At 67.3% G+C, this 18,694-nt stretch carries 17 protein-coding genes; 7 read left to right on the top strand and 10 right to left on the bottom strand.

What is annotated here, in order from left to right; all coding sequences use genetic code 11:
* Positions 1-23: 23 nt before the first annotated feature.
* From ACZ5V4_RS08215 to ACZ5V4_RS08200, 4 genes are read right to left on the bottom strand one after another with little or no spacing between them, the layout of a single operon-like run.
* Positions 24-1,190, bottom strand: a complete 1,167-nt coding sequence (locus tag ACZ5V4_RS08215) for a GNAT family N-acetyltransferase (protein ID WP_464317696.1) — start codon at positions 1,188-1,190, stop codon at positions 24-26.
* 37 nt (positions 1,191-1,227) lie between these two features.
* Positions 1,228-1,566 carry a hypothetical protein gene (locus ACZ5V4_RS08210; RefSeq protein WP_464317695.1) on the bottom strand — a complete coding sequence of 113 codons (339 nt, stop codon included), beginning with the start codon at positions 1,564-1,566 and terminating at the stop codon, positions 1,228-1,230.
* Between the two features lie 9 nt (positions 1,567-1,575).
* Complete coding sequence (locus tag ACZ5V4_RS08205) at positions 1,576-1,926, bottom strand: hypothetical protein (protein WP_464317694.1); 351 nt, start codon at positions 1,924-1,926, stop codon at positions 1,576-1,578.
* Positions 1,927-1,946: 20 nt separating this feature from the next.
* The gene (locus tag ACZ5V4_RS08200) at positions 1,947-3,263 is read right to left on the bottom strand and encodes an EAL and HDOD domain-containing protein (protein ID WP_464317693.1); all 1,317 of its coding nucleotides are present in this window, start codon (positions 3,261-3,263) and stop codon (positions 1,947-1,949) included.
* Positions 3,264-3,358: 95 nt separating this feature from the next.
* On the opposite strand from ACZ5V4_RS08200, the gene ACZ5V4_RS08195 reads away from it, so the two are divergent.
* On the top strand, positions 3,359-5,047 hold the full coding sequence (locus ACZ5V4_RS08195) for a GspE/PulE family protein (RefSeq protein WP_464317692.1): 1,689 nt from the start codon (positions 3,359-3,361) through the stop codon (positions 5,045-5,047).
* Between the two features lie 120 nt (positions 5,048-5,167).
* Here ACZ5V4_RS08195 and ACZ5V4_RS08190 read toward each other — a convergent pair whose 3' ends face one another.
* Positions 5,168-5,803 carry a class I SAM-dependent methyltransferase gene (locus ACZ5V4_RS08190; protein ID WP_464317691.1) on the bottom strand — a complete coding sequence of 212 codons (636 nt, stop codon included), beginning with the start codon at positions 5,801-5,803 and terminating at the stop codon, positions 5,168-5,170.
* A gap of 566 nt (positions 5,804-6,369) precedes the next feature.
* Here ACZ5V4_RS08190 and ACZ5V4_RS08185 point away from each other — a divergent pair.
* Positions 6,370-6,528: a hypothetical protein gene (locus ACZ5V4_RS08185; protein WP_464317690.1), complete on the top strand. Its 159-nt coding sequence runs from the start codon at positions 6,370-6,372 to the stop codon at positions 6,526-6,528.
* Positions 6,529-6,748: 220 nt separating this feature from the next.
* Here the strand turns inward: ACZ5V4_RS08185 and ACZ5V4_RS08180 are convergent, their stop codons facing one another.
* The 5 genes from ACZ5V4_RS08180 to ACZ5V4_RS08160 all read right to left on the bottom strand — a co-directional run bounded on the left by ACZ5V4_RS08180 (position 6,749) and on the right by ACZ5V4_RS08160 (position 11,624).
* Positions 6,749-7,111 carry a hypothetical protein gene (locus ACZ5V4_RS08180; protein ID WP_464317689.1) on the bottom strand — a complete coding sequence of 121 codons (363 nt, stop codon included), beginning with the start codon at positions 7,109-7,111 and terminating at the stop codon, positions 6,749-6,751.
* A gap of 205 nt (positions 7,112-7,316) precedes the next feature.
* Positions 7,317-8,849 (bottom strand): AlbA family DNA-binding domain-containing protein, encoded by a 1,533-nt coding sequence (locus tag ACZ5V4_RS08175; RefSeq protein ID WP_464317688.1) that lies wholly within the window; start codon positions 8,847-8,849, stop codon positions 7,317-7,319.
* 39 nt (positions 8,850-8,888) lie between these two features.
* On the bottom strand, positions 8,889-9,338 hold the full coding sequence (locus tag ACZ5V4_RS08170; RefSeq protein ID WP_464317687.1) for a hypothetical protein: 450 nt from the start codon (positions 9,336-9,338) through the stop codon (positions 8,889-8,891).
* Entirely contained in the window at positions 9,335-10,519 is a 1,185-nt protein-coding gene (locus tag ACZ5V4_RS08165; protein ID WP_464317686.1) for a type IV pilus twitching motility protein PilT, read from the bottom strand. The genes ACZ5V4_RS08170 and ACZ5V4_RS08165 overlap by 4 nt, the downstream gene beginning before the upstream one ends.
* 25 nt (positions 10,520-10,544) lie before the next feature.
* Positions 10,545-11,624, bottom strand: a complete 1,080-nt coding sequence (locus ACZ5V4_RS08160) for a type IV pilus twitching motility protein PilT (RefSeq protein ID WP_464317685.1) — start codon at positions 11,622-11,624, stop codon at positions 10,545-10,547.
* A gap of 685 nt (positions 11,625-12,309) precedes the next feature.
* Here ACZ5V4_RS08160 and ACZ5V4_RS08155 point away from each other — a divergent pair.
* The 5 genes from ACZ5V4_RS08155 to ACZ5V4_RS08135 are packed head-to-tail and all read left to right on the top strand — an operon-like array spanning position 12,310 to position 18,692.
* On the top strand, positions 12,310-14,163 hold the full coding sequence (locus tag ACZ5V4_RS08155) for a hypothetical protein (RefSeq protein WP_464317684.1): 1,854 nt from the start codon (positions 12,310-12,312) through the stop codon (positions 14,161-14,163).
* Entirely contained in the window at positions 14,164-14,703 is a 540-nt protein-coding gene (locus tag ACZ5V4_RS08150) for a hypothetical protein (protein ID WP_464317683.1), read from the top strand.
* A gap of 3 nt (positions 14,704-14,706) precedes the next feature.
* Entirely contained in the window at positions 14,707-15,198 is a 492-nt protein-coding gene (locus tag ACZ5V4_RS08145; RefSeq protein ID WP_464317682.1) for a hypothetical protein, read from the top strand.
* A gap of 34 nt (positions 15,199-15,232) precedes the next feature.
* Complete coding sequence (locus ACZ5V4_RS08140; RefSeq protein WP_464317681.1) at positions 15,233-17,098, top strand: secretin N-terminal domain-containing protein; 1,866 nt, start codon at positions 15,233-15,235, stop codon at positions 17,096-17,098.
* 1 nt (position 17,099) lies between these two features.
* Positions 17,100-18,692 carry an AAA family ATPase gene (locus ACZ5V4_RS08135; RefSeq protein ID WP_464317680.1) on the top strand — a complete coding sequence of 531 codons (1,593 nt, stop codon included), beginning with the start codon at positions 17,100-17,102 and terminating at the stop codon, positions 18,690-18,692.
* The last annotated feature ends 2 nt before the right edge of the window (positions 18,693-18,694 follow it).

Here is an 18,694-nt window from a genome sequence, read left to right as displayed (position 1 = left end):
CCGCGCGGCACATGGACGAGGTTTCATCCGAGCCTGAAGGCGCTCAGGGAGTCCAGTTCCTCGATGTAGTCGCGCGTGACGGCGTTGACCTGGGGGATGTGCGCGGCGAACACGCGCTCCATGGCCGGGTCCTGGAAGCGGTGCAGGCTCCTGGTCACGCGTGACGAGAACCCCCGGCGCGGCTTGTGCTCGCCGCCCATGCCCGGGTCGAAGAGCGCGAAGCCCCTTTCTATGGCCCACTGGATGGGCGCGTAGTAGCAGAGCTCGAAATGAAGGAAGGGGACTTCCCGGGCAGCGCCCCAGTAGCGGCCGTAGAGCGTGTCTCCGCCGTGGGCCAAAAGCGCCAGGCCCACGGGGTCTGCCTCCCCGGGCAGGAAGGCCGCCGAGAAGGCCAGGTGCTCCCGGAAGCGCTCCGCGAGCCCCAGGAAGAAGGCTTCCGGCAGGTACTTGCAGCCCCACTCCCCGAACTTGTCGTTGGTGCCCTCGTAGTAGCGGTGCATGAGCGCGAACCAGGCGTCCGGGGCGTCCTCCCCGGGGACCACCTCCACGCGCACGCCGGACTGCCGCAGCCGCTCCCGCTCGCGGCGGATGTTGCGGCGCTGGCCCGTGCGGAAGAGGGCCAGGAAGTCCTCGAAGGTTTCGAAACCCTGGTTCTCCCACTGGAACCCCTGGTGCTCCCAGGCGGTCATCCCCAGGCCTTCCAGGCAGTCGGCGAAGGCGTCCCCGGCGAAGAGCACGTGCAGGCCGGAGAGGTCGTTGGCCTGCATGAGCCTGTCCGCGCCGTGCAGCACGGCCTTGGCCGCGAGCCCGGGGTCCATGTCCGGGGCGGTGAGCACGCGGTAGCCGGACACCGGGGTGAAGGGGCTCGCGGCCACGAGCTTGGGGTAGTAGGGCAGGCCCATGCGCCGGGCCACGTCGGCCCAGAACTGGTCGTAGACGAATTCGCCCTGGCCGTGGCCCTTGACGTAGAGCGGCGCGGCCGCCGCCAGCTCGCCGTCCAGGCGCAGGGCGCAGTGGGCGGGCAGCCAGCCCGTTTCCGGGCGCACGGCCCCGGAAGACTCCAGCAGCTCCAGCCATTCCCAGCGCATGAAGGGGGTCGTGCCCAGGGCCATGGCGTTCCATTGCTCGCGGTCGAACGCGGACATGGAGGGCTCGAAGGAGACGGTCAGGCCTTGGCGGGGTGAGCTCATGGGAGGAAGGCCGGGGCGCGCGGCCCCGGCCCGGCGGTCATTTCTGGTACTTGCGGCGGCAGAACTGCTCGCACCAGTCCGTGGCGTTGCCCACGGTGGCCTCGCAGTCGGTCATGGCGTTGGCCATCCACAGCTGCCGGTCGAGGCCGTTGCAGGCCGCGACGCAGCTCTTCACGTCCACGAACTCCTGGGACAGGGCAGAGCTGTAGGAGGAGCAGATGGAGGACGAGTCGCAGTCCTGGTTCCAGGCGAACTCGTCGTTGCAGAACTCGGTGAACTCGTCCAGGGACATCTTCTTCGAGACCGTGGCTCCCTGGCAGCCCGCGAGCACGAGGCACGCGAGGGCCAGCACGGCGGGGAAGGTCAGCTTGCCCATGGCGGCCTCCTATTTGATGTTGGCCCAGGCTTCTCCGTTCTTGAGGAACAGCTCGATCTCCACTGCCTTGCAGATGTCGATGTCCTTGATGGTGTAGGCCATCTTCTCGCGCACAACGTACTTGAGGTCCCACATGCAGTCGCCCTGGTCGTGGGGCACGGCGATGTTCACGTTGCGTCCGGGATGGAGCTTCCACTTGGCGAGCAGGTTCGGGCCCCACTTGCCGGTCCCGGCGGGGGCCAGGTGGATGCGCTTGATCTCCTGGTCGGCGGAGTTGACGAAGACGATGCGCTTTTCCGCCGCGAAGGCCAGGGTGGCCACGGCCAGGGTCAGGACCAGCGCCGCAAGGGCTTTTCTCATGCTGTTCTCCGGGTTCGCGTTCACGAAGGCGGGGTTTCGTACAGGGCCTTGGCCCAGACCAGGGCCTCGCAGTAGGAGCTGGCCACGGTGATGGGGTCGAGCCCCAGGGTGCGGGTCAGCTCGTCGAGCTTGGACCAGTCGCCGGATTCGAAGCACTTGGCCACGTCCAGCCAGCGGCTGTAGGTGTTGGTCTCTCCGCACAGGGCGGCCTTGACCTCGTCCTCCAGGGGCAGCGACTCCACCAACTCGCGCATGGGCGTGTCCAGCATGGGCTCGAGCAGCGAGAACAGGCCCATGAGGAAGAGCGTCTCCGGGGACACGTCGCGCGCCAAGTGGTTGGCGCTGGCGCGCTCCAGGAACTTGGCCCGGATGGAGGAGAGGTAGGGCAGCTCGGAGGTCTTGTCCGAGGGCATCACGTCCGAGAGCACCACCAGCCACAGCCAGCTCTTGATCTGCTGCCAGCCGAGCATGAGGATGGCGTGCTTGATGGAGCTGACCTTGTAGCGCAGCCCGAAGGCCAAGGAATTGATGAAGGTGAGCAGCCTGAAGCTGATGGACACGTCGGACTCGATGTTGCGGGTGAGCTCCTCCAGGTCCATGTCGCCCTTTTCCAGGGTGCGGTAGATGTTCAACCGGGTGATCTTGTTGGAGGGCAGCTTGCGCCCCGGCACGATCACGGGCTTTTCGAAGAAGAACCCCTGGAAGAGGTGGAAGCCGAGCTTCTTGGCCAGCTGGAACTGGGTGTCGTCCTCCACGCGCTTGGCGGCCAGCAGGCACTCGCGGCCCTTGAGCCCCTCCAGGATGGCTTTCAGGGCCGCCTCGTTCTGGCCGGGCACGTTCACGAAGACGATGTCGGCCAGGTCCACGAGCCTGGGGTCGCACTGGCCCGGCAGGAAGTGGTTGATCGCCAGGGTGTAGCCGCGCCTCTTGATCTTGTGAAGCGCCGTCTCCACGGCCGGGTCGAGCTTCTCCACGGGCTCGACCTCCACCACGGTGCTCTGCGGCGGCAGGGCCGAAGGCACGTCGGAGAGGATGGACTCCAGCGAGAAGTGGATGCAGATCTTCTTGCCCGCCTGGTTGGGCTCGGGCGAGGCCAAAAGGGCCGTGGAGATCACCGAGAGGGTGGCCACGTCCTTGTCGGAGAAGTTGGCGGATTTTTCCAGGGGGCTTTTGCGGTAGAGCAGCTCGTAGCCGTAGACGTGCTTTTCGGCGTCGAAGACGGGCTGGCGCGCGAAGAAGGTGTCCACGTAGATCTGGGTTCCGGCTTGGCTGTCCATCGCTTGCATTCCTTGTCTAGTGATACTGCTCTTGACCACGTAGCGCACCTTGGCGTGCATGTCCATTTTCCTCCCGGCGCGGTTGGAAGGCGTGGACACCGGGGGCCGGGCGCGCTAAGGAACGTTCATATCCAAGCATTCCGGGAATTTTACGCATGAAGGCGCTGCACGAAAAACTTGTCGATTCGGGCCTGGTCACCAAGGGCGAGGTGGACCAGGTGCGCCAGATACAGCGCAAGTCGGGCTGGAAGATCGTCGAGTACCTGATGCACCAGGGGCGGCTCAACGAGAACGAGCTTATCGACTTCATCAGCCGTGAACTGAAGATCGACAAGTACACCGCCGAGAAATACCCGCTGGACAAGTCCTTGAAGGAGGTCCTGCCGGAGGAGCACGGCCGGAAGCTCGAGCTCGTGCCCCTGAAGGTGGAGCGCGACGTGCTCTTCGTGGCCACCGCCGACCCCGAGAGCATCAACCGCCTGGACCAGGTGGAGCGCGTGACCCTGCTCGAGGTGGAGCCGGTGTTCTGCACCAAGGCCGAGCTCGAGGACCTCATGGCCGCCCAGTACGGGGTGCAGTCGCACCTGGGCGACATGATGGGCATCATCGACGAGCTTCTGGTGCAGTCCGGCGAGGAGGCCGAGGAAGGGCTCGACCTGGCCGGGGCGCTCCAGTCCGCCGTGCAGGAAGCCCCGGTGGTGCGCCTGGTGAACCAGATCCTGGCCCAGGCCGTGCGCGAGCGCGCCTCGGACATCCACCTCTCGCCCATGAAGTCCACCATCCAGATGCGCTTCCGCATCGACGGCGAGCTGCGCGAGTTCCCCACGCCGCCCAAGTCGGTGTTCCTGACCGTGCTCTCGCGGCTCAAGCTTCTGGCCAACATGGACATCACGGTCACGCGCATCCCCCAGGACGGGCGCTTCAGCTTCGTGCTCGACGGCAAGGAGGTGAACGTGCGCGCCTCCACGCTGCCGACCATCTACGGCGAGAACCTGGTGCTGCGCCTGCTCATGCGCTCCTCGCGCGGCAGCGCGCTCGAGGACCTGGGCGTGAGCGAGGCCGACCGGGCCAAGCTCCAGAAGGGCATGGACCGGCCCTTCGGCATGATCCTGGCCACGGGCCCCACGGGCTCGGGCAAGACGACGCTCCTCTACGCGGCGCTCAAGCAGCTGGACCAGCCCGGGGTGAACATCATCACCCTGGAGGACCCGGTGGAGTACCGCATCGAGACCATCCGCCAGGTGCAGCTCAACGTGCGCGCGGGCATGACCTTCGCCTCGGGCCTGCGGGCCATCCTGCGCCAGGACCCGGACATCATCATGGTGGGCGAGATACGCGACGGCGAGACCGCCGGCATCGCCGTGCAGTCGGCCCTGACCGGCCACCAGGTGCTCTCCACCGTGCACACCAACTCCGCCTGCCAGGCCGTGACCAGGCTCATGGAGATGGGCATCGAGCCCTTCCTGGTGGCCTCCACCCTGGCGGTGGTGGTGGGCCAGCGCCTGGTGCGGCGCATCTGCCCCAAGTGCCGCGAGCCCTACCAGCCCGCGCGCGAGCTCCTGGACCTCTTCGAGATGCGCCACCTGAAGGGCGTGGAGTTCATGCGCGGCGTGGGCTGCCCGGACTGCAACGGCCTGGGCTACTCCGGGCGCGTGGGCGTGTACGAGGTGCTTTACGTGGACGACCTGGTGCAGGACCTCATCCTGCGCCGGGCCTCGGCGCGCGAGATCGAGCAGGCGTCCGTGGAGGCCGGGGCCTTTTCCACCATCAAGATGGACGCGCTCTCCAAGGTCGTGGCCGGGTTGACCACCATCGAAGAGGCCGCCAGCATCGCCTTCATGTAGCCCGGACTGCGTCCTTGAAAAACACGAAGATGTTTTTCAAGGATAAAATAATTTTTTCAACATGTTGGTTCCTCGAAATGAGTGTCCGTCTCTTTCGAGGACGCAACATCGCCCCCGCGCTCAAGCCCCGCGCACGGCCGCGCGCAGGGTGCCCACGGCCATGATCTCCCGAACCTCCCCCGAAGCCGCCAGCTCCTCGTAGAAGCGGGTCACGCCCGGAAAGATGCCGATGTCGTGGAAGGCCACGACCCCGCCCTCGACCAGCCAGGGCGACCAGGCCTCGTAGTCCGCGCGCGAGGCCTCGTAGGAGTGGTCCCCGTCGATGAACAGCAGGCGGATGGGGTGGCTCCAGGACTTCGCCGCGTCCGGCGAGCCCTCCCCCAGCACGCGCACCCAGTCGGCCACCCCGGCCGAGGCCAGGTTGCGCTCGAATCTCTCCCGCAAGCTTCCTCCGGTGACGAGAGAGGACTCGAACGCCCCGCCCGCGTGGTGCTCGGGCGAGCCCCGGAAGTGGTCCACCGCGTTGACCTTCTCGCGCCTGGCGCGCCGCGAGCCCGTGGCCAGCCAGGCCGTGGAGCGGCCCGCGAAGCTGCCTATCTCCACCACCGCGCCCACGCCCGGGCCGTGTTCGGCCAGCTGGAGCAGGGCGTAGCCCTCGATGGGGTCGAGGAAGCCCTCGATGGCGGCCAGCTTGTCGGAAACGAGCCAGTAGTCGGCGGTGACGGAGACGTTTCGCAGTACGGCGTCGAGGCTCATGGTGCGTGATGCCCTGGCGGCGTCGTGACGGAAGCGGGGGAGAGGGCGCAAAAAAGGCAGGACCTGCGCACGACGCCTGCCGGTGAGGGTTGGTGAGACGCGCCCCTGGGGTGAGACTAGCCGGGCGCGCGGCCGCCCGCAAGGGGGAGGGGTGCGGCTTGGGCCGTGCTTCGCAGGCCGCGCGGGGCAGGACGCTTCCGCACGTGGCCAGCGGGCGGACGATGCCGGACGGCTAATTGCACGGCTTGCTTTGGGGTGGAAAAGGGTGGACGGAATTGAATATGCCGGATTAATATATGTTGTACAATAGTTGCCATTGCGAAACGAACGAGGCTGAGGCATGATGCCGGCGCATCCCGCTCCGAGGGGACGCAGGGGTGGCGTTTCGTTGCGCGTCCATAGGATATGCGGGATTGGCGGATGGTTCTCCTGGCGCGGGCGTCTTGGAGGTGCAAGTGCTCAAAAGGGTGCTTTTCGAGTTGGCGGCCATGGGTGTCGGATGGGCTGCGGCGTACGCATGCTACCGCGTCGCCCGCTTGTTTTTCATGTAGCCGGAGGCTGACGCCATGGAACACGGCGGCAAGGACCAGCATCAACAAGATGATGCACGCATCGCGAAGGTGCTCAGGGGCATTTGGACGGCGGCGATATGGTTCGTGCTGCTGGCCGGTTTTTTGGGCTCGGGACTGCTGATCGACTGTGAATGGTATTGTATCGGGAAATGAAGGTGACCGCAATGAAAGGCATGCCGTCGCTCTGGAGCATATTCAGCGGGAGCTACCTGAACGATTGCAGCGGACGTCTTGAGTGGAAATACTTCTGGTGCAGCGCGATCAGATCGTTTCTGTGGTCCTGCGCACTTTATTTTTCGATCATGTTCAATTGCTACAGGTTTTGCGCGATTTCCGGGTGACTGCCGGGGCCAGGTGCCCCGGCCCCGGTCTCTTAAAGGTCGTTGTGAGGTTGCAGGTTTTGGAAACCTTCTTGCATCACGCCTCCAATCAAGTATGTGCCCGCAATCGCACTTCCCAATGAGCCGAGCCCAAGCCCGCCCGCGCCGAGCGCAAGCCCGATGGGGACCAAGCCAGTCAAAATCTTTTGGGCATTGTTCATACCTCTGATGTCTTTGATGTCCTTTCTGTTCCAATAGTCGTGCCTCGGCGGGGTGTGGTCGAAGCTGAATCCTCCTGACTCGGTCGAATGACCTCGCGCTCCCTTGCTCTGCTCTTGCTGTTCCAGGAAAAACCTCAGGGCGTCGTCGGTCCACCGGAATTCGGGGTGGGTGGTGTCCGCTGTCCTCTCGCTCATGCTGACCTCCTTTGGGATAGCGTTGTTGGTGCGAAGGGATGATACGCGGATGCAAAAGAAAAACACCCCACATACCGGTATGTGGACCGAGGCAGGAAAAAAGTTCGGCCCGAGGGACCCGGGTGCAAGCCGCGCCGGCAAGGAGAACATTGAGATCGGGATGCAAGCGCAGACGCGGGCGTTCGCGCCGTGAACCGCGCCGCCCCTACTTCGCGATGCGCCGCATGAACTCCGTCAGGCTGAGCCTGCGGCTGGACGGCCCGGCGCGCACGTAGAACTCCTCTTCCTTGCCGCCCTTGAGGATCACCGGCTCGGCGGACTTGGCGCACTCGATCAGGAGCACCTTGCGCTCGTCCGCGTCGCGCAGGGCGAAGCGCACCTTGGGCAGGTGCTCCACGCCGATGTGCTGGGCGAAAAGCGAGCTGAAGTGCCTGAGCAGGTGGTCGTCGTTCTCGAAGCCGTCGGCGTCCAGCCCGAGCGCGGCGCCCTGGTCGTCCACTCCCACGGCCAGGATGCCTCCGTCGGTGTTCATGAAGGCGGTCAGGGTCTTCATGGCCGCAAGCTCGATCTCCTTGCCGTGCTTGCCCGAGGCCAGGTTGAAGCGCAGCGTGGACTTGAACTCCAGCCGGTCGCTTTCTCCGCCCGCCAGGAGTTCCCGCACCTCCTCCCCGGTCTCGAAGAAGGGCTTCACCCCGTGGGAGCGCCTGCGCAGTTGCACCGCGATGAACGCGAGAAGCCCGATGGCCAGGGCGAAGCCAGCGGCCACGAGAAGCGGCCCCTTGCCTCCCTGCAGGAGGAGCGACACCAGGGCCTCGCGGGACATGATCACCCCCGCGTAGGTGCGCCCGGCGTTGCCCGCCAGGGGCTGGAGCGACGCCCAGTACCCGGTGCCGCCGGAGGTGAACCCGAACGCCGCGTCCTCGGGCGTGCCCGCCTTGATCCAGGCCTGGACAGCGTCTGCCGTCACCCGGTCCGAGGCGCGGGACATGGGCACGAAGGCCGGGGACGCTCCGGCCTGGCCGCCCGGCGCGGCGTCCAGCAGGTAGCCGTCCGGCGAGCAGACGAGCACCTTGGCGTCCTCGGGGATGACCTGCCCGAGCACCGCGAGCGTCTTGTCCAGGGCGAAACCGAAGTAGACCGCCCTGGAGCTGTCGCCGCGAGGGCCTGCCGGGGCCACCGCGCCTATGACCGTATGCCCCCCGGGCACGGCATGAATGTTGGTCCATCTGGGCCAGTCCTGGCTGCCGGTGCTCACGGTCCGGGCGATCAACGCGGCCTGGGCCGCGATGTCGGAAGCGGCCGGAGCGCCGTGGCCGAGCGTGGCGAGGTCCGGCCCCAGGCGCTGCCAACGGGAGTCGCCGCCGGATGCGTCCGGGCGCTGGTGGAAGAGGAAACCGTCGCCGGAGCGCACGGCCATGGCGGATATCCCCCCTGCGTCCCAGAGGGCGGCCGCGTCCAGGGCCGGCTCGTCGGAGAGGTTCGTGAGCAGCAGCGCCCTGGCCTCGTCCGGCCCGGGCCTGCCTTCGGGGGCCTGGGAGAGGATCCTGCCCGTGAGGGTCAGCGCGGCGATGGGCGGGGAGAGGTGCAGGGTCAGGCGGTCGCGCACGCCCCTGCCTTCGGACAGGGCCATGCGCGAATAGAACTCGGCGGCGAGCCTGCCGTATTCCAGGGAGCCGAGCGCGCCGGCCAGCACCACCAGGGCGATGGCCAGCACCAGGAGCGAGCGCGGTTTGTGCACGTATCCTTGCCGGTTGGAGGTGGAAACCTGGCAGGCATGCTATCCGGCGGAAGCCTCCTCCGCAAGCCGCCACGGTTCGCGCGAGGCCTCCTGGCGCTTGAGGGCCTCGGTGAGGAGCTCCGCCGCGCGCGGCGCGTCGCCTTGGCCCAGCACCCAGTCGGCGGCGCTGGAGAACGCGGCCCAGGAATCCAGGCTCGCAAAATCGCCCACGATGAAGAGCGCGGTCTCGCGCCGCCTGAGCCCGGGGCGGCCGTGCAGCTCGGCCAGCAGGGCGGCCTTGCCCTGCCCGGCAAGCACCACGTCCAGGGCGTTGAGCCTGGCCTTGGCCGCGGCCAGCTCCCCGTCCGGCTCGTCCATCAGGTAGTAGCCCTGGGCCGCGAAGTAGGCCGTGGCCGCGTCGCGCCAGGGCCCGGCGTCCAGGCAGACCAGGACGGCCTTCACGCCGTAGGGGATCATCTCCGGTTCCAGGGCGGGCTTTTCGGCGCTCACAGGTCTTCCTCCTCGCCGGGCTTCTCGGACTTGTTGTAGTCCATGTCGATCTTGAGCTCTCCCAGGTCGGAGACCTTCTCGCCGCGCTTCAGGCGCACCTGGTCGATGTTCAGCGTGAGCTTGGCGCGGTCGGTGGCGTTGGCCAGGGCCGTGTCGCGGTCGATCCGGTCCTTCTCGTAGAGGGCCAGCAGGTACTGGTCGAAGGTGAACATGCCGAAGGTGGAGCCGGACTCCACCACGTTGTAGTAGCTCTTCTCGCCCGATTCGCCGGACAGGATGATCTCGCGGATCTGCAGGTTGTTGCGCAAGATCTCGAAGGCCGCCACGCGCCCGCCGCCTGTCTTGGGCATGAGGCGCTGCGAGACCACGAACTTGAGGCTCCCGGCCAGGCGCTGGCGGATGAGCTGCTCTTCGCTGGTGTCGAACATGCCGATGACGCGGTTGATGGTCTGGCCCGTGTCCGAGGTGTGCAGGGTGCCGAGCACCAGGTGGCCCGTCTCGGCGGCCTGGAGCGCCGTCTCCACGGTCTCGCGGTCGCGCATCTCGCCCACCAGGATCACCTTGGGGGCCTGGCGCAGGGCCGCGCGAAGGCCCGAGGCGAAGGTGTCGAAGTCCTGGCCCATCTCGCGCTGGTTCACGGTGGAGCGCTTGTGCGGGTGCACGAACTCCACCGGGTCTTCCAGGGTGACGATGTGCACGGCCTTTTTCTCGTTGATTTCGTCAATCAGCGCGGCAAGCGAGGTGGACTTGCCCGTGCCCGTGGCGCCCGTGACCAGGATCAGCCCGAACTTCTCCTTGGCCATCTCCCCGAACAGGGCGGGCAGGCCCAGTTGCGCCATGGTGGGCGCGCGCGCCGAGAGCTGCCTGAGCACGATGGCCACGCTGCCGCGCTGCCAGAAGATGTTCACGCGGAAGCGGATGCCGCCGGGGTGCTCGTAGGAGAGGTCGCAGGAGCCCCGCTGCGTGAGGTCGCGGTAGAGCCGGACGCTTCGGCCCATGAGCACCATGGCCATGGCCTCGGTCTGGCGGGCGGCCAGGGGGCCGAGCGGCAGGTCCAGGTCCCCGAGTTCCCCGTGCTGCTCGGCCTGGATGCGCTTGCCCACGGTGACGATGATGTCCGAGAGCGAGGGGGCCTGGGCGAGGGCCAGGCCGATCAGGTGGTCGAAGTGCGATCTGAGCATGCGTGTGCTCCCGGGCCCTTGGGGCCTAGTCTTCCATGCCGCTCGGCGGCTGGGGCAGGAGGTCCTTGAAGCGCGATTTCTGCACGGCCTTGTTGTAGGCGTCGTCGGCCGTGATCTTACGGGCCTCGTAGAGCTCCATGATGGTGTCGTCCAGGGTCTGCATGCCCTGGTTCTTGCCGGTCTCGATGACGGAGTTGATCTGGAAGGTGCGCCGCTCGCGGATCAGGTTGCGCACGGCGGGCACGGCCACCAGGATCTCGAGCGCGGCGCAGCGCCCGGCCTTGTCCGCACGCTTGAAGAGCGTCTGGGCTACGATGCCGCGCAGCGACTCCGAGAGCGCCGAGCGGATCTGCTCCTGCTGGTCGCCGGGGAAGACCTCGATGATGCGGTCCACGGTCTTGGCCGCGCTTATGGTGTGCAGGGTGGAGAACACCAGGTGGCCGGTCTCGGCGGCCTCCAGGGCCAGGCGGATGGTCTCCAGGTCGCGCATTTCGCCCACCAGGATCACGTCCGGGTCCTCGCGCAGGGCCCCGCGCAGGGCGGAGTTGAAGCTTTTTGTATCGCGCCCCACCTCGCGCTGGTTGATCAGGCAGTTCTTGGGCTGGTGCAAAAACTCGATGGGGTCCTCGATGGTCAGGATGTGCTCCTGGCGCTGGGTGTTGATGAAGTCGATCATGGCCGCCAGGGTGGTGGACTTGCCCGAGCCCGTGGGGCCCGTGACCAGCACGAGGCCCTTGGGCAGCTTGCAGAACTCCTTGAGCACCGGGGGCATGGCCAGGTCGTCCAGGGTGAGGACCTTCTCGGGGATGGTGCGGAAGGCCGCGGCCACGCCCCGGCTCTGCATGAAGTAGTTCACGCGGTAGCGCGAGACGCCGGGCACGGCGTAGGCGAAGTCCACGTCGCCGGTCTCCTCGAACTCCTTGATCTTGGGCTCGGGGGTGATCTCGTAGAGGAGCTTCTTCAACTCCTCGTGCTCGAGCACCTTGAACTTCACCCGCTGGAGCACGCCGTGCAGGCGGATGATGGGCTGCGAGCCGCTGGAGAGGTGCAGGTCCGACGCGCCGAGCTCGTGCATCATGGAGAAGAAGGCGTCTATCTGGGCCATGGTGACTCCCGTGTTGATTCTTCCGGCCTGCTTTCTATACACCACCCGGCGGCGCAGTCCAATGCGCAGTTGCGCGCAAGGCCCGTTTCACGCCGCACGCGGACGGGAATGCGCCTTGCGCCCGCTCCCGCGCGACTCTTGCCCCGGGCGTGCCTTCAACAATCTTGCGGGCGAGCTCTGTTCCGGCACATGGCGGGACATGGCGGCCGTCTCCAAATTTTGGAGACGGCGACGCTGTTTCGAGGCCTGGCGGGCGCCGGACAAGCATCAAGAAAAGAAGGGCCGGGTGCATGACCGTCGATGCGGCCCTGTCGAGAGTCGCTTGAATGGAGGGTTGCCCAGTGCGGCCATGAGCGCGAAAGGATGCTTCGCGGGCTGCCTCGGGACGCTCAAGCGCGGCCACTGTGATTTGAAAATGCACTGCGTCGCCGGGAATGCTCTTGACTTTTCCATGCAAATTGCCATCCATGTGCTTCAGCATCAAGTGAGGAAGCGGAGCATTGAACGAGTGGATACGTCACGGAAAGCATCATCCACCGAGAAGCTCCTGGAGTTGATCCGGAGTTCGGACAAGAAGAAAGGCGGGGGGGAGACTCCTCCGCCCAGGAGCCTTCCGCTCCGGAAACGGTGGAACCTGGACCTGTCCGGGCTTTTCAAGCCGGCCGGTCCGGGCGGAGCGCGGGCCGTGCGCCTTGGCGTGGAGCTCACGGCCAAGGCCATCCGCATGGTCCGGCTGGAGAAGTCCTCGGGCAAGGCGCGCACGCTCTCGGTAAGGACCGTCCCCATCCCGGAGCAGGGTCCGGACGCCCCGGAGCTCTCGCTCGTGCTGCGCCTGGCCTTGCGCGACTTCCTCGGAAAGGCCGACGCCGACATCTGGGCCATGGTCCCGGCCGAATCCGCCGACCTGCGTTTCCTTCAGGTGCCCAAGACGGGCAAGAAGCAGCTCTCCAACGCCGTATTCTGGACCGCCAAGAAAGAGGCCGCCTTCGACGAGAACGAGGTGGTGTTCGACTACGAGCTCCAGGGCGAGGTCATGGAGAAGGGCTCGCCCAGGCTCTCGGTGCTGGCCTACACGGTCAAACGCGAGGAGTTCGAGAAGCTGCGCGGCGTGTTCATGCAGGCCGGATACCCGCTGACGGGCATCACCGTGCCTTCCGTGGCCATGCGCAACCTCTTGCGCCACGGCTGGGTGGAGGGCGGGGTGCGCACCCAGGCCTGCCTGCACCTGGGCGAGGAGTTCTCCCGCCTGGAAATTTTCGCCGAGGGCCAGCTCCAGTTCGTGCGCGTGCTCAAGGGCGGGCTCTCGGCCATGGCCCAGAGCCTGGCCGAGGTTTCCAAGGAGTACACGCCCAAGGCCCCGCCGCCCCCTCCCTCCCCCGAGGAGAAGCCGGGCGAGGCCGTGGTGGAGATGCCCGAGGCGCCGCTCTTTTCCGGGCCGATCACCGTGGAGATCGAGTCCATGGACGCGGGCGCGGTCCCGCAGCCGGCAAAACCGGCTGGCCTCACCCCGGCCCAGGCCCGCGAGGTGCTCGAGAACCTCTCCGGAGGCCCCGCGGCGCTCGGCGAAGGGCACCCCGGGAGGGCCTACTCCCCGGCGGACGTGCTGGAGATGCTCAAGCCCGCGTGGGAGCGGCTGCTGCGCCAGGTGCAGATGACCTTCTCCCACCACGCCGTGACGCTCGGCAACGAGCAGGTGGGGCTTTTGAACCTCGGCGGCCCCCTGGGCGCGGACCAGGCCGTCCTCGGATACCTGGGGGAAAAGCTCGGCCTGCCCTGCGCGCTCCTGGACCCGCTCTCGCCCGGCAACCTGGGCAGGCTGGCCGTGGCCGCGCCCGAGATGGATTTCGCCCGGCGCCAGGAATACGGCCTGGTGCTTGGCCTCACCGATTCCGACCGCGCGGCCTGCAACCTCCTCTACACCTACAAGCAGAAGGAGGAGGAGGACCGGGTCGAGAGCCTGAACAAGCTGGTGGCCCTGTGCTGGCTGGGCGTGGCCGGGGTGGTGGCCGGGTTCTTCGCCTGGCAGCAGACCCAGGCCTACCTGAAGGACCAGGAGCTCATGGCCCTGGAGAACCGCCTGGCCGAGTACCAGCCGCAGGTGAACATGCCGCTTCTTCTGGGCACGGGGTCCAAGGTGCGCTCCACGCTCGAGAACCTGCGCCGCTTCGGCGCGCGCAACCTGCCCTCGGCTGTCCTGCGCGACGTCACCGAACTGACCCCCGAGAACGTCCGGCTCTACGACATCTCCATGGACCTGGGCACCCCCGAGGAGCAGCCCGTGGCCATCCCCGAGGAGCAGCCCAAGCCCGGGGCGCGGCCCGCGCAGAAGAAGGAGCGCGAGGGCGTGAACACCCTGGTGCTCGAGGGCTACGTCACCGGGGACGCGCAGATACTCGAGTCGCTGCTTTCGGCCTACGTGGTGCGCCTGCGCACGTCGCCGCTCCTGGGTGAGCCTTCCGTGAGCAAGCGCTCCCAGGAAGTGACGGCCGCCGGCGAGGACGTCCTGCGTTTCACCCTTTCCTGCCAGGTGAGGCGATAGATGGCCGCGCGCCCGAACCAGATCAAGCTGCCGCCCAAGACCATGCTCTACCTGCTCGTGGGGCTGGGCGTGCTGGTGCTGTTCGTGCTGCTCGGGCTGATCCCCATGCAGCGCAAGCTGCACCAGTTGGACAGGCGCATCGAGCAGGCCAAGTTCCGCATCGAGGAGCAGTCCGCCCTGCACCCGATCTACATGAAGATGCTCGAAGTGGCCAAGGCGGGCGGGGCCACCGCGCCCAAGCTGCCGGACCGCGAGGGCCTGGGCCAGAAGGCCGTGTCCGAGCTGACCGACTTCATGGCCCAGCTCATCGTGAAGGCCGGGCTCGAGGCCCAGAGCGTGGTTCCGGACCCGGGGTCGCTGGGCAAGGGCTCCAAGTCCCTGGCCGTGAACATCCACGTGCGCGGGCCCATGGAGAAGTTCCGGGCGCTCCTCGGCGAACTCGCCATGCTGCCGAGCTTCGAGAACGTGGAGTCCATCAAGGTGGAGCCGGGCGGCGGCCCCAGGAACTACACCCTCAAGGTCTGGCTGGCCGCGGAGTAGGGCATGGACGTCTCCAAGCGCGAAAAAATACTTCTGGGCTTCATGGGCGCGGCCATCCTGGCCTCGGCGGCCTATCTGCTGTGGCCCTCCCAGGCCCCGCCCTCGCCCGAGATGACCCCGCAGAAGCTGGCGGACTCCAAGAAGGCGGCCGAGACCCAGCTCCAGGCCCTGGAGCGCGTCAAGCTCACCACGCGCGAGACACACGCGGTGCTGGGTTCGCAGCAGCCCTGGCCCCGCGACCCGCTGGCCCCCAAGCCCGCCGAGCCCGACGCCCCCGTGGACCGCGAGAAGTTCCACTACACGGGCTTCATCCGGATAGGCGAGCGCCGGCTCGCCGTGATCAACGGCCGGGAGTACCAGGTGGGCGAGCAGCTGGAGACCGGCGGGTTCGAGGTGGCGGAAATAACGCCCGAGGCCGTGGTGCTTCAGGGCCTCGTGCGCAAGAACAGCGTGCGCATACCCTATCAGGACCCGAGCTTCTTCACGGGGCGATAGCTTGGGCGCGCCCTGCCGCGCCAAGGAGCAAGAGATGGCCATCAGGAAAGAAACGATGAAGGGCTTGGCGGCGCTGGCCCTGGCGGTTGGGCTCGCGCTCGTGATGGCCGCGTGCGCGAAGAAGCCCGAGCAGGACCCCTTCATGCAGAAGTGGCAGAAGAAGGCCGAGGAGGTGAAGGACAACACCTACACCCCCAGGCCCCGCAAGGTGGACTTCTCCGAGGCCCAGGTGACCCCCGAGATCAAGCCCGCGGACGTGAAGCCCAAGCGCGAGCTGCCCACCATGCGCGTCTCGCTCAACTTCTACAACACCGACCTCCAGGCCGTGCTCCGGTCGCTCGCGCGCATCGCCAACCAGAACATCATCCTCTCGGCCGCGCTCCAGGCCCCGGAGAACCAGGGCAAGTACAAGGTCAACATCAACGTGAGCGAGACCCCCTGGAACCAGGCCTTCGAGTCCATCCTGAACGCCAACGGGCTCTCCCACGACTGGGACGGCGAGATCATCCGCGTGATGACGCTCGACGACCTCAAGAACCAGAACGACATGAAGAAGGCCGTGGCCGAGAAGCTGGCCCAGGCCGAGCGCATCAAGACCGTGGAGCCCGTGGTCACGGTGAAGGTGCAGGTGAACTACGCCGACGTGGCCGAGCTGGAGCGCACCATCCAGGGCTACCTCTACCCCAAGAAGGCCAACCTGGGCCAGGACGGCGGCGGCGGCACGGGAGCGGGCGGCGGGGCGGCCGGGGGCGGCGCCTCCGGGGGCGGCAGCGCGGACCAGGCCATCGACCTGGCCGGGCGGGTCAAGGGCTTCGTGGTGGCGGACAAGCACTCCAACTCCATCGTCATCCAGGCCACGCGCGAGCACGCGGAGCTCCTGGTGAAGCTGGTGGAGAAGCTCGACGAGCCGCGCCTGCAGGTGCACCTCAAGGCCTTCATCGTGGAGGCCACCAAGGACTCGCTCTTCGACCTGGGCATCCAGTGGGGCGGGGCCGTGGCCACGGGCAAGGACGTCAACGGCAACCGCCTCTGGGTCATGCCCGGCGGCAACAGCCTGCCCGTCACCGACAACGGCCAGAACGTGGCCTCCCCGCTCAACCCGCAGCTGGGCACGCAGTTCCCGCTTTACGGCTACGGCCCGGCGGGCACGGGTTACGGCCTGAACTACCCGGCGGCCATCTCCTCGTCCGTGAACGGGCTCGGCGCGCAGGGCGCGGCCCTCAACTTCATGTGGGGCATCCTGGACGGAAACCTGCTCCAGATGCAGATTTCCGCCCTGGCGCGCGAGGGCAAGATCAACATCGTGTCCGAGCCCTCCCTGACCACCCTGGACAACATGACCGCCTTCACCGAGAACGGCGAGCGCGTGCCTTTCGTCACCGTGTCCCAGAACGGCACCAACGTGCAGTTCATCGACGCGGTCCTGCGCCTGGAGATGACCCCCCACGTCATCGACGACCGCAACCTGCGCATGAAGATCACGATAAAAAACGACGAGGTGGTCACGGACCAGACCCGCTGGGTGCAGGGCAACCCGCCCATCCGCAAGAAGCAGACCGACACCACGCTCATCGTGGAGGACGGCTCCACCATCGTCATCTCGGGCCTGGCCAAGCACTCCAAGACCGACTCCGAGCAGGGCCTGCCGGGCTTGAAGGACATCCCCGTGGCCGGGTACCTGGCCAAGAACACCAGCAAGCAGAGCGCCAAGCAGGACATCCTGGTGTTCATCACCCCCACGGTGCTCAAGAACAAGATGGCGGGAACGGGCGTCCCCGGTCAGCCCCCGATTTCGTCCCCGGCCGCGCCCCAGCCGGGCAAGCCCGCCTCCCAGGACCGCCAGCCCATGCCCCTGGGGCCAGCGCCTGTCCCGGTCAACCCCGGGAGGGCCGGCGGCTGACATGCGCTATTTCGAGCTTTTGAACCTGCGGCGCGAGCCCTTTTCCAACTCGCCCGACCCGGACCTGTTCCACCGCACCAAGCAGCACCGGGAGTGCCTCCAGGCCCTGGAGATCGCCATCCGGCTCAAGCGCGGGCTCTCCGTGGTCACCGGCCACGTGGGCACGGGCAAGACCACGCTGTGCAGGCAGCTCATCCGCGTGCTCGCCGAGCGCCAGGGCGTCCAGACCCACCTGATCCTGGACCCGTTCTTCACCGACGCCAGGGAGTTCCTCATCCACCTGAACGTGCTCTTCGGCGTGGATCCGGAACAGACGCAGCGCCTGAGCGACTGGGAGCTGCGCGAAAACATCAAGGCCGCGCTCTTCCGCCTCGCCGTGGAGGAGGACCGCCTGGTGGTCCTCATCGTGGACGAGGGACAGAAGATGTCCCTGGAATGCCTTGAGATTTTACGGGAACTCCTCAACTTCGAGACCAACGAACACAAGCTTCTGCAGATCGTCATCTTCGGCCAGCTGGAGTTCGAACCCATCCTGGAGGCCAAGGCCAACCTGGCCGACCGGGTGAACCTGCGTTTCCGCCTGGGGCCGCTGGACTTCCAGGACACGCGCGAGCTCATCCAGGCCCGCCTGGCCATGTGCGCCAAGGACATCTCCCCCGAGGGGCTCTTCAGCTTCTGGGCGCTCCTGGCGGTCTACCTGGCGACCGACGGCTTCCCGCGCCAGATCGTGCAGCTCTGCCACCAGGCGCTTCTGGCCGTGATCATCAAGGAGAAGCCCCGCGTCACCTGGGGCGTTGTGCGCAGCTGCATGCGCTGGCGCACCCTGGGTCTGCCCAGGCGCAGGCGTTGGCCGCGCGCCCTGGCCGGGGCGCTTCTGGCCCTGGCCGTCGTTGGCGGGGCCGGGGCGTACCTGATGCTCGGCCCCTCCGGCCAAGTGGCGTTGGAGGCCCCGGCGCGGCTGGCGCGCGAGGCCGCGGACGCCGCCGGGGCCTGGGCAGGGAAGGTCTCGGCTTCCTGGAGGCCGGACCGCCAGGGCGGCCAGCAGGCCACCCCGGCCGTGGTGAGCGAAGTGGTGCGCCCGGACGCGGCGCAGGCCCAGCCCGGGGCCGCCGTCCATGCGCTGGAAGCCCCCCCCGCGCAGGCTCCCGCACCCGTCCAGGGCGACTCCTCCCAGGCCCAGCCCGGCGAGCCTTCCGCGCAGGCCCTCCTCCCCGTCCCGGGCGAGCCCGCCCAGGCCGAGCCCCCCGCGCCCGAACCCCCGGCCGCAAGGACCGGGCCGCCGCGCTTCACCGGCGTGCGCTCCGTGCCCTGCCCGGAGGGTGAATGCCTGGAGATACTGACCGACGCCCCCGTGGAGCGCTTCGAGGCCTCCTACAAGGCCGGGCCGCCCCGGGTGATCGTGGACCTGCCCGGGCAGTGGGCCCGGGCCGCCGACCGCGAGTTGGCCGTGGGGTCTGCGCGTATTGACAAAGTGCGCAACGCCGTTCATCCCGATAAACTGAGGGTGGCGCTCTATCTCAAGGACGCCCCGGCCGGGCCTGTCCGTCCGGTGGTGGAAAAGATTCCCCAGGGCCTGAAGGTCATCCTCAAGTAATC

The organism is Fundidesulfovibrio sp. YSD1, from assembly GCF_055397115.1.
Note: the sequence above shows the minus strand (reverse complement) of the source record. Positions and strands in the feature narration are given on the sequence as shown.

What these genes read in the sequence shown, in the direction of transcription:
- ACZ5V4_RS08135 (WP_464317680.1), top strand. Translation starts at nt 17,100, where the DNA reads ATGCGCTATTTCGAGCTTTTGAACCTGCGGCGCGAGCCCTTTTCCAAC.
- ACZ5V4_RS08150 (WP_464317683.1), top strand. Translation starts at nt 14,164, where the DNA reads ATGGCCGCGCGCCCGAACCAGATCAAGCTGCCGCCCAAGACCATGCTC.
- ACZ5V4_RS08165 (WP_464317686.1), bottom strand. Translation starts at nt 10,519, where the DNA reads ATGCTCAGATCGCACTTCGACCACCTGATCGGCCTGGCCCTCGCCCAG.
- ACZ5V4_RS08205 (WP_464317694.1), bottom strand. Translation starts at nt 1,926, where the DNA reads ATGAGAAAAGCCCTTGCGGCGCTGGTCCTGACCCTGGCCGTGGCCACC.
- ACZ5V4_RS08210 (WP_464317695.1), bottom strand. Translation starts at nt 1,566, where the DNA reads ATGGGCAAGCTGACCTTCCCCGCCGTGCTGGCCCTCGCGTGCCTCGTG.
- ACZ5V4_RS08140 (WP_464317681.1), top strand. Translation starts at nt 15,233, where the DNA reads ATGGCCATCAGGAAAGAAACGATGAAGGGCTTGGCGGCGCTGGCCCTG.
- ACZ5V4_RS08190 (WP_464317691.1), bottom strand. Translation starts at nt 5,803, where the DNA reads ATGAGCCTCGACGCCGTACTGCGAAACGTCTCCGTCACCGCCGACTAC.
- ACZ5V4_RS08195 (WP_464317692.1), top strand. Translation starts at nt 3,359, where the DNA reads ATGAAGGCGCTGCACGAAAAACTTGTCGATTCGGGCCTGGTCACCAAG.
- ACZ5V4_RS08160 (WP_464317685.1), bottom strand. Translation starts at nt 11,624, where the DNA reads ATGGCCCAGATAGACGCCTTCTTCTCCATGATGCACGAGCTCGGCGCG.
- ACZ5V4_RS08215 (WP_464317696.1), bottom strand. Translation starts at nt 1,190, where the DNA reads ATGAGCTCACCCCGCCAAGGCCTGACCGTCTCCTTCGAGCCCTCCATG.
- ACZ5V4_RS08185 (WP_464317690.1), top strand. Translation starts at nt 6,370, where the DNA reads ATGGAACACGGCGGCAAGGACCAGCATCAACAAGATGATGCACGCATC.
- ACZ5V4_RS08200 (WP_464317693.1), bottom strand. Translation starts at nt 3,263, where the DNA reads ATGCACGCCAAGGTGCGCTACGTGGTCAAGAGCAGTATCACTAGACAA.
- ACZ5V4_RS08180 (WP_464317689.1), bottom strand. Translation starts at nt 7,111, where the DNA reads ATGAGCGAGAGGACAGCGGACACCACCCACCCCGAATTCCGGTGGACC.
- ACZ5V4_RS08145 (WP_464317682.1), top strand. Translation starts at nt 14,707, where the DNA reads ATGGACGTCTCCAAGCGCGAAAAAATACTTCTGGGCTTCATGGGCGCG.